The organism is Escherichia sp. AM3 (genome assembly GCF_032029835.1).
In the GTDB taxonomy this organism is placed as follows: Bacteria; Pseudomonadota; Gammaproteobacteria; order Enterobacterales; family Enterobacteriaceae; genus Escherichia; species Escherichia coli.
The window spans coordinates 1-13288 of sequence record NZ_JAVUPQ010000090.1; the positions used below are offsets into that span (position 1 = coordinate 1).

Annotated in this window: 11 protein-coding genes and 2 pseudogenes; 5 read left to right on the top strand and 8 right to left on the bottom strand. The window is 51.5% G+C overall.

Features of this window, described 5'->3' with window-relative positions:
- Positions 1-75: 75 nt before the first annotated feature.
- The 4 genes and pseudogenes from RTW80_RS20960 to RTW80_RS20975 all read left to right on the top strand — a co-directional run.
- Positions 76-1821: pseudogene (locus RTW80_RS20960) on the top strand (fimbria/pilus outer membrane usher protein); the annotation flags it as partial.
- Between the two features lie 14 nt (positions 1822-1835).
- Positions 1836-2567, top strand: a complete 732-nt coding sequence (locus tag RTW80_RS20965) for a molecular chaperone (RefSeq protein ID WP_000143516.1) — start codon at positions 1836-1838, stop codon at positions 2565-2567.
- On the top strand, positions 2564-3625 hold the full coding sequence (locus tag RTW80_RS20970; RefSeq protein WP_032248139.1) for a fimbrial protein: 1062 nt from the start codon (positions 2564-2566) through the stop codon (positions 3623-3625). Before RTW80_RS20965 ends, RTW80_RS20970 begins: the two co-directional genes overlap by 4 nt.
- 151 nt (positions 3626-3776) lie before the next feature.
- A complete protein-coding gene (locus RTW80_RS20975; RefSeq protein WP_001297246.1) occupies positions 3777-4823 on the top strand; it encodes an AbrB family transcriptional regulator in 1047 nt (348 codons plus the stop codon).
- Here the strand turns inward: RTW80_RS20975 and nei are convergent.
- Genes nei through ybgI form a run of 5 tightly spaced genes read right to left on the bottom strand, consistent with a single transcriptional unit; the run spans position 4820 to position 8719 of the window.
- On the bottom strand, positions 4820-5611 hold the full coding sequence (gene nei / locus RTW80_RS20980) for an endonuclease VIII (RefSeq protein ID WP_001114026.1): 792 nt from the start codon (positions 5609-5611) through the stop codon (positions 4820-4822). The genes RTW80_RS20975 and nei overlap by 4 nt on opposite strands.
- A gap of 35 nt (positions 5612-5646) precedes the next feature.
- Entirely contained in the window at positions 5647-6381 is a 735-nt protein-coding gene (gene pxpA, locus RTW80_RS20985) for a 5-oxoprolinase subunit PxpA (RefSeq protein WP_000687142.1), read from the bottom strand.
- Positions 6371-7303: a 5-oxoprolinase subunit PxpC gene (gene pxpC / locus RTW80_RS20990; RefSeq protein ID WP_000912724.1), complete on the bottom strand. Its 933-nt coding sequence runs from the start codon at positions 7301-7303 to the stop codon at positions 6371-6373. Before pxpC ends, pxpA begins: the two co-directional genes overlap by 11 nt.
- The gene (gene pxpB, locus RTW80_RS20995; RefSeq protein ID WP_001188343.1) at positions 7297-7953 is read right to left on the bottom strand and encodes a 5-oxoprolinase subunit PxpB; all 657 of its coding nucleotides are present in this window, start codon (positions 7951-7953) and stop codon (positions 7297-7299) included. The genes pxpC and pxpB overlap by 7 nt, the downstream gene beginning before the upstream one ends.
- 22 nt (positions 7954-7975) lie before the next feature.
- Positions 7976-8719, bottom strand: a complete 744-nt coding sequence (gene ybgI, locus RTW80_RS21000; RefSeq protein ID WP_000798871.1) for a radiation resistance protein YbgI — start codon at positions 8717-8719, stop codon at positions 7976-7978.
- Positions 8720-8989: 270 nt separating this feature from the next.
- Between ybgI and dtpD the strand changes: the two genes are divergently transcribed.
- Positions 8990-10471, top strand: coding sequence for a dipeptide permease DtpD (dtpD, locus tag RTW80_RS21005; protein ID WP_001032689.1), 1482 nt, complete (start codon positions 8990-8992; stop codon positions 10469-10471).
- A 149-nt stretch (positions 10472-10620) separates the two neighbouring features.
- Here dtpD and phrB read toward each other — a convergent pair whose 3' ends face one another.
- The 3 genes and pseudogenes from phrB to RTW80_RS21020 all read right to left on the bottom strand — a co-directional run.
- Positions 10621-12039 carry a deoxyribodipyrimidine photo-lyase gene (gene phrB, locus RTW80_RS21010; protein WP_000207142.1) on the bottom strand — a complete coding sequence of 473 codons (1419 nt, stop codon included), beginning with the start codon at positions 12037-12039 and terminating at the stop codon, positions 10621-10623.
- The gene (locus tag RTW80_RS21015; RefSeq protein ID WP_001053305.1) at positions 12036-12545 is read right to left on the bottom strand and encodes a YbgA family protein; all 510 of its coding nucleotides are present in this window, start codon (positions 12543-12545) and stop codon (positions 12036-12038) included. Before RTW80_RS21015 ends, phrB begins: the two co-directional genes overlap by 4 nt.
- A gap of 150 nt (positions 12546-12695) precedes the next feature.
- Positions 12696-13288 (bottom strand): annotated as a pseudogene (locus RTW80_RS21020) (ISAs1 family transposase); the annotation flags it as partial.

Sequence of the window (13288 nt, forward strand, 5' to 3'; positions counted from 1 at the left end):
TGATAGAAACAGAAGCCACTGGAGCACCTCAAAAACACCATCATACACTAAATCAGTAAGTTGGCAGCATCACCGGATTTTAGTTCCAATATTTTCGACGGTTTTTCTTATACCGGCGCGGCACTGGCAAGTGACGAGCGAATGTTGCCATGGGAACTACGCGGCTACGCCCCACAAATTAGCGGTATTGCACAGACCAATGCCACGGTGACGATCAGTCAATCAGGCCGCGTCATTTACCAGAAAAAAGTCCCACCAGGCCCATTTATCATTGACGACCTTAATCAGTCTGTTCAGGGCACACTGGATGTCAAAGTGACGGAAGAAGATGGTCGGGTGAACAATTTCCAGGTTTCGGCAGCATCGACGCCCTTCCTGACTCGTCAGGGACAGGTTCGCTATAAACTGGCCGCGGGTCAGCCACGGCCCTCCATGTCACATCAAACTGAAAATGAAACCTTTTTTAGCAATGAAGTTTCCTGGGGGATGCTGTCAAACACCTCGCTGTACGGCGGCCTGCTGCTTTCTGGTGATGACTACCATTCTGCCGCAATGGGTATTGGGCAAAATATGCTGTGGCTTGGTGCGCTGTCGTTTGATGTCACGTGGGCCAGTAGCCATTTTGATACTCAGCAGGACGAGCGGGGCTTAAGCTACCGTTTTAATTACAGCAAACAAGTGGATGCCACTAACAGCACGATTTCCCTCGCCGCTTATCGTTTCTCCGATCGTCATTTTCACAGCTACGCCAACTATCTGGATCACAAATACAACGACAGCGATGCGCAGGACGAAAAACAGACGATCAGCTTATCTGTGGGCCAACCGATTACCCCACTAAACCTCAATCTTTACGCCAACCTGCTACATCAAACCTGGTGGAATGCAGACGCCTCCACGACCGCCAACATCACAGCCGGTTTTAATGTTGATATTGGTGACTGGAGAGATATCTCTATTTCGACGTCATTCAATACAACCCATTACGAAGATAAAGATCGCGACAACCAGATTTACCTGTCGATTTCGCTCCCCTTCGGTAATGGTGGTCGGGTTGGTTATGACATGCAAAACAGTAGCCACAGCACCACACACCGCATGTCGTGGAACGATACGCTGGATGAACGTAATAGCTGGGGCATGTCTGCCGGACTGCAATCCGACCGTCCTGACAATGGAGCCCAGGTGAGCGGTAACTATCAGCACCTGAGTTCAGCGGGTGAGTGGGATATTTCTGGTACCTATGCCGCCAATGATTACAGTTCCGTCAGCAGCAGCTAGAGCGGTTCTTTCACCGCAACCCAATATGGTGCAGCGTTTCATCGCCGCAGCTCCACCAATGAACCTCGCCTGATGGTCAGCACCGATGGCGTGGCAGATATTCCGGTTCAGGGCAATCTCGACTACACCAACCATTTTGGCATTGCGGTGGTGCCGTTGATTTCCAGTTATCAGCCTTCCACCGTGGCGGTGAACATGAATGACTTACCCGACGGCGTAACAGTTACAGAAAACGTTATCAAAGAAACGTGGATTGAAGGCGCGATAGGTTACAAATCACTGGCTTCCCGTTCCGGTAAAGACGTTAACGTCATCATTCGCAACGCCAGCGGTCAGTTTCCTCCCCTCGGAGCGGATATCCGCCAGGATGACAGCGGCATTAGCGTGGGGATGGTTGGCGAGGAAGGACATGCCTGGTTAAGCGGAGTCGCTGAAAATCAAAAGTTTACCGTGGTCTGGGGTGATAGCCAGCATTGCTCGCTCCATCTTCCTGAACATATGGAAGACACCGCAAATCGCCTGATTTTACCTTGTCATTAATTAAGGAAATGAAAATGACATTTATGAAAGGACTACCCCTTTTGTTGTTGGTTGCCAGTCTGTGCAGCCACGCTGCACTACAACCCGATCGCACTCGTATTGTGTTCAACGCTAATGATAAAGCTACCAGTCTGCGAGTAGATAATCGTAGCGATAAACTCCCCTACCTCGCTTATTCCTGGCTCGAAAATGAAAAAGGGGAGAAAAGCGACGATCTTCTGGTCGCCCTGCCACCGATACAACGTCTGGAACCGAAAGCAACAACGCAGGTGCGGATAGTCAAGCAAGCGTCGACCGCGAAATTACCAGGCGATCGCGAAACGCTATTTTTCTACAATATACGTGAAGTTCCTCCCGCCCCGGAAAAAAACAGCGACCATGCCGTTTTGCAAGTCGCCATCCAGAGTCGTATCAAGGTGTTCTGGAGACCGGCTGCATTACGCAAGAAAGCAGGAGAAAAGGTCGAACTGCAGTTACAGGTCAGCCAGCAGGGTAACCAACTGACACTGAAAAATCCTACCGCGTATTATCTGACCATTGCCTACCTGGGACGAAATGAAAAAGGCGTTCTCCCCGGCTTCAAAACCGTGATGGTTGCGCCTTTTAGTACGGTCAACACAAACACCGGAAGCTATAGCGGCAGCCAGTTCTATCTCGGTTATATGGATGATTACGGCGCGTTACGCATGACGATGCTCAACTGCAGCGGACAATGCCATTTACAAGCCGTGGAGGCGAAGAAATGAGTGCTGGCAAGGGAGTGTTGCTCGTCATCTGTCTGTTACTTCTGCCGTTGAAGTCTGCGCTTGCCCTGAACTGCTACTTTGGTTCATCCGGTGGCTCGGTAGAAAAATCAGAAGCGATTCAACCTTTTGCTGTACCAGGCAATGCCAAACTCGGCGATAAGATTTGGGAATCTGACGATATTAAAATTCCCGTCTATTGTGACAACAATACCAACGGCAATTTTGAAAGTGAGCATGTTTATGCCTGGGTAAACCCCTACCCGGGGGTGCAGGATCGCTATTATCAACTCGGCGTAACTTACAATGGCGTTGATTATGACGCCAACCAGGGAAAAAGCCGCATCGACACTAACCAGTGTATTGACAGTAAGAACATTGACATTTATACCCCTGAGCAGATTATCGCGATGGGATGGCAGAACAAAATTTGCTCGGGTGATCCCGCTAATATTCACATGTCGCGTACCTTTCTCGCTCGCATGCGGTTATACGTCAAAATACGAGAAATGCCGCCGCATGATTATCAAAGTACGCTTAGCGACTATATCGTCGTGCAATTTGACGGTGCCGGTAGCGTTAACGAAGACCCTACTGCCCAAAACCTGAAATATCATATTACTGGTCTGGAAAACATTCGCGTGCTGGATTGCAGCGTCAATTTTTCCATTTCACCGGAAACACAGGTGATTGATTTTGGTAAATTTAATTTGCTGGATATTCGTCGCCACACAATGTCGAAAACATTCAGTATTAAGACGACAAAATCACAAAATGACCAATGCACCGACGGATTTAAAGTCAGTTCCTCCTTTTATACCGAAGAAACGTTGGTTGAAGAAGATAAAGCATTGTTGATTGGTAATGGTCTGAAGCTACGTTTGCTGGATGAAAACGCCTCGCCTTATACCTTCAATAAATATGCTGAATACGCCGATTTCACCAGCGACATGTTGGTCTACGAAAAAACCTATACAGCTGAACTTTCTTCCATTGCAGGTACCCCCATCGAGGCTGGGCCCTTCGATACAGTGGTGCTTTTTAAAATTAACTATAACTGATTTGCCATGATGCCCTTTGCAGCCGGAAAGGGCATCTCTTTCAGAAAATTGCTGATTTTCCCCTTTTCCTTGATTGCTGTTATTTTTTCCTGGCCCGGCTTTCTTTATGCTGTATCGATACACCAAAGAGAAAATAATGAGGGAGCGAAGGATGCCAGTTTTGCAGTGGGGAATGTTATGTGTGCTATCACTTCTCCTTTCTATTGGTTTCCTCGCGGTACATCTCCCGGCGGCGCTATTACTTGGGCCGATGATCGCCGGGATCATCTTCAGTATGCGCGGAATTACTCTGCAACTTCCCCGCTCCGCTTTTCTCGCCGCCCAGGCCATTCTTGGCTGCATGATTGCGCAAAACCTCACTGGTTCGATTCTCACCACGCTGGCCGCCAACTGGCCGATCGTGCTTGCTATTTTACTGGTGACGCTGCTTTCCAGCGCCATCGTGGGTTGGTTATTGGTGCGCTATAGCTCACTGCCTGGAAATACCGGTGCCTGGGGTTCTTCTCCAGGCGGCGCAGCGGCAATGGTCGCTATGGCGCAAGATTACGGCGCAGATATTCGCCTGGTGGCGTTTATGCAATATCTGCGAGTGCTGTTCGTCGCGGGGGCCGCTGTTCTGGTCACCCGCATGATGCTGGGTGATAACGCTGAAGCGGTTAACCAGCAAATCGTCTGGTTCCCGCCAGTGAGCATTAATCTCCTGCTTACGATTTTGCTCGCAGTCGTTGCCGGTACGGCGGGATGCATGCTGCGTCTTCCTTCCGGCACGATGCTCATCCCGATGCTGGCGGGCGCAGTGCTCCAGTCTGGTCAGCTCATCACCATCGAACTACCGGAATGGCTGCTGGCGATGGCGTATATGGCAATTGGCTGGCGGATTGGTCTTGGTTTCGATAAACAAATCTTACTGCGGGCACTACGCCCACTACCGCAAATCCTGCTGTCGATTTTTGCTCTGCTGGCTATTTGTGCGGGTATGGCGTGGGGGCTGACCCGGTTTATGCACATTGATTTTATGACTGCCTACCTCGCCACCAGTCCCGGCGGGCTTGATACCGTGGCGGTCATCGCCGCAGGGAGCAATGCCGATATGGCGCTTATTATGGCGATGCAAACCCTGCGCCTGTTCAGTATTTTGCTGACGGGGCCAGCCATTGCGCGGTTTATTTCAACCTATGCGCCGAAGCGGTCGGCCTAGTGCTGGCAGCCAGGGCACCAGTAAAACGGGCGAGATGACAGCGTGGTTTTCTCAATGATGCTGCCACAGCGTTCGCACGGTTCGCCATCACGATGAAAAACCTTAAAGCGAAACAGCGCCCCATGATGCTTATTCTCATCCACCTGCCCCCGCGTAGCGTAAGAAAACCGAGGAATCTCCAGTAACGCGTGTGCGAGTGCATCCAGTTGCGCCGCATTGAGATCTTTCGCTTTATGATTTCCAGTCAACCCAACCTGCCAGAGGATCTCCACCCGCAAATAATTGCCAAGCCCAGCCAGAAACGCCTGATCGAGCAGTAATCCTGCAAACTGACGGTTACGAAAGCGCGGTGACAATAACCGTTCCTTTACCACCTCCGGCGTCAGATTCGGATCCAGCACATCGGGACCAACGCGTTGTAAAAACGGATGCGTGGTCAGTTGTTCCGGCCTCAACATCTCAATATCCGAGGCGCTATAAAGCAGAATGGTTTTGTCAGCCGTTTGCAGTTTTACCCGCAATACTCGCGTGGTCTGCGGCTCTTCGCCGGTATCAACCACGCGCCAGACGCCGTAAAGCTGATTATGGCTGTAGAGCGTTAAGTCGTTGGAAAAATGAGTTAACAACGCCTTACCACGCGTTTCCACATGGGTAACGTGTTGACCGATAAGTTGTGATTGATAAGTTTTTAACTGCGGGAAGGCAAACCAGACATCAGTTAGTGGTTTGCCTTTGATCGCCGCCTCCAGGTTATCCGCTGCACGGCGGATCTCCGGGCCTTCAGGCATGGTGATATCCTTTTTTCATTCTTTATTAATCGGGGTTATGCTGCGACAACAATCTCCTTTTCGGCAAATGTAGAGCGTAGTCGGCGGGCGAACGCCAGTGCGTGCTCGCCGTCGCCATGCAGGCAGACTGTTTGCGCCGTGACCGTTGCCCATTCGCCGGTGATACTTTTGACTCTGCCGTGTTGCACCATCTCTAGCGTTTGCGCCAGCGCCTGTTCTTCGTTTTCAATCAACGCGCCTGGCTGACTTCGCGGCACCAGCGAGCCGTCAGCCTGATAACCGCGATCGGCAAACACTTCCTCGCGCGTTGTCAGGCCATATTGCTTGCCTGCACGAATCAGCTCGCTTCCTGCCAGCCCGACGAGAACCAATGCTGGATCGCAAGCGTATACCGCTCTGGCGATGGCGTCTGCCAGTTGTGCTTCTTTCGCCGCCTGGTTGTACAACATGCCGTGCGGTTTGACATGACGCATTACGCCGCCTTGCGCACGGGCAATCGTTGCCAGCGCGCCAATTTGATACAGCGTCTGGGCGTAAACGGTTTCTGGCGGCAGCTGCATGGCGCTGCGACCAAAATTTTCCCTGTCGGGAAAACTCGGGTGAGCGCCAATCGCAACACCATTTTTTATTGCTTCACGCACGCAAGCCTGCATGGTTTGGGCATCGCCTGCATGAAATCCACAAGCAATATTGGCAGAGGAAACCAGCGTTAATAGCTCTGCGTCGCTGGCGCAGCCTTCGCCCAGATCGGCGTTCAGGTCAATTTTCATTGTGCAGCCGCCACGCTAATTGTTCAAAATAACGTTGCTGATCTTGCCGCGCTTTCAGTGCCTCTTCCAGTGAACACTGGACAAAATGAATCGGCTGACCGAGCGGAATTTGCGCCAGATGGTACATATCAGCCTCAATGATACAGGCAATACGCGGGTAACCACCGGTGGTCTGTGCGTCGTTCATCAACACAATCGGCTGCCCGTTATGTGGCACCTGCACCACGCCCGGTAACAAACCGTGAGATAACAGTTCGCGATCGGTGGTGCGTTTTAAAATTTGCCCCTGTAAGCGATAGCCCATGCGGTTACTTTGCGAGCTAAGCTGCCAGGGCGAACGCCAGAATGCATCCTGCGAGGCGCGATCGAACTCATGATATTCCGGCCCCGGCAAGGCGCGAATGCGGTTGCCCCACAGCAGCTGTTTAACGCCCTGCGCTTCCATAGAATCACGCTTCGATTTGCCAATCGGGAGTCGGTCACCATCCTTCAGTAAACGGCCTTCCAGCCCGCCAATCCCCACTTTGAGATCGGTGCTGCATGAGCCCATTACCGGCGGAACATCAATACCACCCGCGACCGCCAGATAACTGCGCATCCCGTGCTGCGGGCGTTTAAGCGTTAAACGCTGGCCTGCTTTCATCGGCAATCGCCAGCCGGTCCAGACGGCATTATCATCCAGCCGCGCTTCGCAACCGGCACCCGTCAGAGCAAACCACCCATCAGTTTCGAACTCAACAGTTAACTGACCGAGCGTGATCTCCAGCGCGGGGGCATTGGCGTCATTACCCACCAGTAGGTTAGCAATGCGTAACGCGGGCATATCCAGTGCGCCGCAGTGGCTGATACCCGACTGGCGAAAACCGTGACGACCGCCATCCTGCACAGTGGTATACATGCCCGCACGAATAATCTTCAGCATACTCCCTCCTTCTGCGGTACAAAGCGCACGCTGTCTCCCGGACGTAATAAGATGGGTTCGTCACGCGCCGGATCAAACAGGCTGAGTGAGGTATGACCAATCAACTGCCAGCCACCCGGCGTTGCCAGCGGATAAACACCAGTCTGCGGCCCGCCGATCCCGACAGAACCTGCCGGAACGAGTAAGCGCGGTTCAGCGCGCCGTGGCGTGTGTAGTTGTTCCGGCAAACTCCCGAGATACGGGAAGCCCGGTTGAAAACCTAAAAACCAGACCACGTATTCCACGGAGGAGTGCAATTCAACAACCTGTTTTTCGCTCAACCCGCAATGCGCCGCGACCACCGCCAAATCCGGTCCGCCTGCACCACCGTAAACCACCGGAATTTCAATAAAGCGAGACTCCGGCTCCAGCGCCTCGCTCTCCTCCCACCAGCGTTGCAAACGCTCTATGGCATCCAGCGCCAGCGACTCAGGATTACGCAAAATCACCGTGATATTGTTCATGCCGGGAATGGCTTCAACCACATTCGGCATATCCACCAGACGCTGCGCCAGTCGCCAGATCCGTTTCTGGCTAGCCAGCGTCACCGGCGGTTCCAGTTCCAGCACTACCGCCGTTTCACCTATCAGATAACAACGCGCTCGTTGCACTTTCGATCCCTCTGATTATTCGTTATGCAGGATTAGGAATATCAATAAAGGTCACATCAAGATCGGTATTTTCATTCAGCCACTCGCTCAATGCGCGAATACCACCACGTTCAGTGGCATGGTGACCTGCAGCATAAAAATGCAATCCCTGCTCGCGGGCTGAATGAATGGTCTGTTCAGAAACTTCGCCAGTAATAAAAGCATCCACGCCAAAACGCGCGGCGCTATCGATAAAACTTTGCCCGCCGCCCGTGCACCAGGCGACGCGCTGGACCACCTCAGGTCCGGTATCGCCACACCATAACGGCTTACGTCCCAGACGCGCTTCAATCCAGGAAGCCAGCTCCAGTCCCGGCACAGGCATGGTCAGTTCGCCCCACGGCACCAACGGCTCAATTTCGCCCATGACCGTGATCCCCAGTAACGCCGCCAGCTGTGCGTTATTGCCCAGCTCAGGATGTGCGTCAAGCGGCAAATGCCAGCCATACAGGTTGATATCATTCGCCAGCAACGTTTTTAAACGGTTACGCTTCATTCCGCGAATGACCGGAGACTCTCCTTTCCAGAAGTAGCCATGATGCACAATGACCGCATCCGCGCCCAGACGCACTGCCTCATCGAGCAAAGCCTGGCTGGCGGTGACACCGGTAACAATTTTTTGCACCGTCTCTTTGCCTTCCACCTGCAAACCATTCGGCGCGTAATCACTAATCGCCGCGCTGTTCAGTTTTTCGTTAATCAGTTGTTCCAGTTCGGTGTTTTTCATCTTCGCGCCTTCCGTATTCTGATAGCTACACCGTTAACATAGCGTTACCTCGCCAGTTCGTCGATAGCCAATCTTTTGACATATTAAGAAACAAACCCGACGCCAAAAGACGCAAATTGTTTATATCATCACGCTTCAGCTAATGTATATTTATGCAATCAGACAGCATATTGCATAAATAATCAGATCTGTATCAAAGTTTTAACTTTAAGGAAACACAAGCACGCCGCGCAACTATTACGTGACGTTGCCGTCAATTGTGGAATTATTATGAATAAACACGCATCACAGCCGCGCGCTATTTACTATGTCGTTGCGCTGCAAATCTGGGAATATTTTAGCTTTTACGGCATGCGTGCCCTGCTGATTCTCTATCTCACCAATCAACTAAAATACAACGATACTCACGCCTACGAGTTATTTAGCGCCTACTGTTCGCTGGTGTATGTCACGCCAATCCTCGGTGGCTTTTTGGCGGATAAAGTTCTCGGCAATCGCATGGCGGTGATGCTGGGGGCGTTGTTGATGGCGATCGGTCATGTGGTGCTGGGTGCCAGTGAGATCCATCCGTCATTCCTCTATCTGTCCCTGGCGATTATCGTCTGCGGCTATGGCCTGTTTAAATCTAACGTAAGCTGTCTGCTCGGCGAGCTGTATGAGCCAACCGATCCGCGTCGTGATGGCGGTTTCTCGCTGATGTATGCGGCGGGTAACGTGGGGTCTATTATCGCACCTATCGCCTGTGGTTACGCCCAGGAAGAGTACAGCTGGGCGATGGGCTTTGGCCTGGCGGCGGTTGGCATGATCGCGGGTCTGGTCATTTTCTTATGTGGCAATCGTCATTTCACTCATACCCGCGGCGTTAACAAAAAAGTACTGCGTGCGACAAACTTTCTCCTGCCGAACTGGGGATGGCTGCTGGTTCTGCTGGTGGCAACGCCTGCACTGATTACCATACTGTTCTGGAAAGAGTGGTCGGTATACGCCTTAATTGTCGCGACTATTATTGGCCTGGGTGTACTGGCAAAAATTTATCGCAAAGCAGAAAACCAGAAACAGCGGAAGGAGCTGGGGCTGATTGTGACGCTCACCTTCTTCAGTATGTTGTTCTGGGCCTTCGCACAACAGGGCGGTAGCTCGATTAGCCTTTATATCGACCGCTTCGTTAACCGCGATATGTTTGGTTATACCGTTCCGACCGCGATGTTCCAGTCGATTAATGCCTTCGCAGTTATGCTGTGCGGTGTGTTCCTGGCGTGGGTGGTAAAAGAGAGTGTCGCGGGTAATCGTACCGTGCGCATCTGGGGGAAATTTGCTCTTGGCCTTGGCCTGATGAGCGCCGGATTCTGCATTCTGACCTTAAGCGCCCGCTGGTCCGCAATGTATGGTCACTCTTCTCTGCCACTGATGGTATTAGGCCTGGCGGTGATGGGCTTTGCGGAACTGTTTATCGACCCGGTTGCCATGTCGCAAATTACGCGCATTGAAATCCCCGGTGTGACCGGCGTATTAACCGGCATCTACATGCTGCTTTCTGGCGCGATCGCGAACTATCTGGCGGGCGTGATTGCCGATCAGACATCGCAGGCTTCGTTTGATGCTTCCGGGGCGATCAACTACTCCATCAATGCATATATTGAAGTATTTGATCAAATTACCTGGGGCGCACTGGCGTGTGTAGGACTGGTACTGATGATTTGGCTGTATCAGGCGCTGAAATTCAGAAACCGCGCGCTGGCGCTGGAGTCTTAATAGGCCAGCACCGATGCCTGATGCGACGCTTGACGCGTCTTATCAGGCCTACGTATTTCCTGCAATTTATTGAATTTGCACAAATTTGTAGGCTGGATAAGGCGTTCACGCCGCATCCGGCATCTGGGCTCGATTGCCTGACGCGTCTGTTATTTCCCCTTCCGCGCCGCCTCATACGCTGCCAACGTTTGTACTCTCGCTTCTTTGTGCTCGACTATCGGTTGCGGATAATCCAGCGTCACACCTGCTTTCTGCGCCCACTTCCACGGCTCATGCACCACTTTCCCTGGCACATCGCGCAGTTCCGGTAGCCACTGGCGGATAAACTCGCCCTCATGATCAAATTTCTCGCCCTGGGTTGTCGGGTTGAAAATACGAAAATACGGCGCTGCATCGGTTCCGGTTGAAGCGGCCCACTGCCAGCCACCGTTATTGGCTGCCAAATCACCATCAATCAGCTGCGACATGAAATATCGCTCGCCTTCGCGCCAGTCGATCAATAAATCTTTCACCAGAAAACTGGCTGTAATCATCCGTAGCCTGTTATGCATCCAGCCAGTGCTGTTAAGCTGACGCATAGCGGCATCAACAATCGGGTATCCCGTTTTGCCTTCCTGCCAGGCCTGTAAATGTGCGGGATTGCTCTGCCACTGTACACGATCCGTCCAGGCAATAAATGGACGATGTTTACACAACGAGGGGTGATACGTTATCAGGTGACGGTAAAACTCGCGCCAGATCAGCTCATTAAGCCAGACACTACCGGCCCCACCGTCCAGCGCCTGCGGCTGTTCAGCCAACAAGCGATGCAAGCACTGGCGAGGCGATAACCCGCCCGTTGCCAGGCTGGCCGACAAACGGCTGGTGCCTTCCACTGCCGGAAAATCTCGTTGTTGCTCATATTCTCCGGCACCGTTCTGGCAAAACTGGCGTAATTGCGCAATCGCCGCTTTTTCTTCCACCGGAAAATGCGCAGTATCGAAAGACTGACGAGGATAATTCAGCGTAATGGATGGCGAGGGCTCTATCGATCCGCTACTACGAACTTTTGGCGCAGCGACGCACTCCGGCATCCCTTCCCGCAGCCGTTTCAGCCAGGCATTCTTAAAAGGCGTAAAGACTTTGTACATCTCGTGATTACCGGTCATCACCGCGCCAGGCGGCAGGATCACGCTGTCATCAAATCCTTCACACACCACGTTACGCAGCGCTCTTTCAACTTCCACATCCCGCGCCCGCTCATTCACTTCATACTGATAGTTATAAAACAGGTGGGTAACGCTGTTTTCCGCGCACACCTGTTTAACTATTTCGACACTGGCGACAAAGTCATCCACTTCACGGAACAATAAAGGAATACCTTTTTCCGCAAGCGCTATTTGTAGCCCATTCAGTTGAGCATTGATAAGTTCAGCCTGACGCGGCGACATGTTATGCGTCGCCCACTGGCGTGGTGTAGCGATATACAACGCCAGCACGCGTGCAGACGAATTGCGGCAGGCGGCAGCCAGTGCGAGATTATCGTGCAGACGTAAATCCTGGCGAAACCAGACCAGATGGGTAGTCATAAAACTCCTGAATGGCGCAAGTTAATCACACGCGGCCAAAGTTCGAAATAACGCTGCCCTGAAAGCCAGGCGTCAGGATAAAGCGCCATATAGTGTTTGATACGCATCAGCGGCGCAAGAAGTGGTTGCTCGCCACGGCGATAACTGTCGATAAGCGCAGCCAGCTGCTGGCGTTCTGTGGAATCAATATGCGGGCGAAAATAACCCTGAACGTGCATCAAAACATTGGTGTGATCGCGCGGGTTGGCGGGGTGAGAAAGCAAAACAACTACGCGTTGGCGGTACTGGTTGTAATAGTCATCCAGATTTTGCCACTGGTGAATATCAGCCACGAACGGGCCAAGTTTGCGGTACTCCGGCTGAGAATGCGCCAGAAAGACGAGTTTATAGCGGCTGTGATAATCGAGAAGCGCCCCGCGCGTTAAGCCATGTTCTTTCAGTCGATGTAACTCATGAAGGGCAAAGATACGGATTAGGGTGCTGTCATCAAATCGTTGTAGATTCATTACTGCTCCTGAGCGGTTTACAGGAGTAAGTGTAGACGTTGAGAAATGATATTTGTGAAGTTAATCCTGTTGTAGCAGGACAAATTTACGAAAGCCTGCTCCCCGCAAGGACTGACGTCAGGTAGTTTCTAACCATAGCTGCCCTTTCTATTCAAACGTGAAATCAATAAGCTCATCAGGGACATCGCAAACAATATGAAGACGGGTTTCTTCTCTGCCGTGACTCTTTTCACTAATTGCGTAACTGTCATGCTTGGGATTATTTAATTCTTTCAGCGGAAATTTTTCCTCGAAGGCTTTATTTAGCCGCCCCTGGTTTCCTTTTACAGCGAATAAATAATCACCTCCCTGTTTTTGTATCTTCTCTGCAATATCTTTCTGGCAACCCATCGCATCGGTTTTGATGATTTTTCCTTTAATATCCAGCATGTTAAGAAGTTCAGGGATAGCTGTGATCTCATTGGATTTCTTATCCGTCTTGATCTGTCCGATGACCAGACTGTGCATTGTTGAGAACGCACTAATGACATGAATCGCTCCCTTACGGCGACTCTTGTCATAAGAATGCCGGTGTATTTTTCCATCAATTGCGATGACGTCTTTATCATCTGAAGAATGGTAGTCAAGCATCCAGTTAATAAAGCTCTCATGAAATTTCGCAGGACAGATACAGGATACAACTCTGGCAATGGTATCGTGAACAGGAATACCATTTTCAAAATCACCATATTGCTTCAAAAAAT

Excerpts from the sequence above, each read along its gene's own strand:
- pxpC (WP_000912724.1), bottom strand. The coding sequence starts at position 7,303 with ATGCTGAAGATTATTCGTGCGGGCATGTATACCACTGTGCAGGATGGC.
- RTW80_RS20965 (WP_000143516.1), top strand. The coding sequence starts at position 1,836 with ATGACATTTATGAAAGGACTACCCCTTTTGTTGTTGGTTGCCAGTCTG.
- phrB (WP_000207142.1), bottom strand. The coding sequence starts at position 12,039 with ATGACTACCCATCTGGTCTGGTTTCGCCAGGATTTACGTCTGCACGAT.
- nei (WP_001114026.1), bottom strand. The coding sequence starts at position 5,611 with ATGCCTGAAGGCCCGGAGATCCGCCGTGCAGCGGATAACCTGGAGGCG.
- RTW80_RS21015 (WP_001053305.1), bottom strand. The coding sequence starts at position 12,545 with ATGAATCTACAACGATTTGATGACAGCACCCTAATCCGTATCTTTGCC.
- ybgI (WP_000798871.1), bottom strand. The coding sequence starts at position 8,719 with ATGAAAAACACCGAACTGGAACAACTGATTAACGAAAAACTGAACAGC.
- pxpA (WP_000687142.1), bottom strand. The coding sequence starts at position 6,381 with ATGAAAATTGACCTGAACGCCGATCTGGGCGAAGGCTGCGCCAGCGAC.
- RTW80_RS20970 (WP_032248139.1), top strand. The coding sequence starts at position 2,564 with ATGAGTGCTGGCAAGGGAGTGTTGCTCGTCATCTGTCTGTTACTTCTG.
- RTW80_RS20975 (WP_001297246.1), top strand. The coding sequence starts at position 3,777 with ATGCCAGTTTTGCAGTGGGGAATGTTATGTGTGCTATCACTTCTCCTT.
- dtpD (WP_001032689.1), top strand. The coding sequence starts at position 8,990 with ATGAATAAACACGCATCACAGCCGCGCGCTATTTACTATGTCGTTGCG.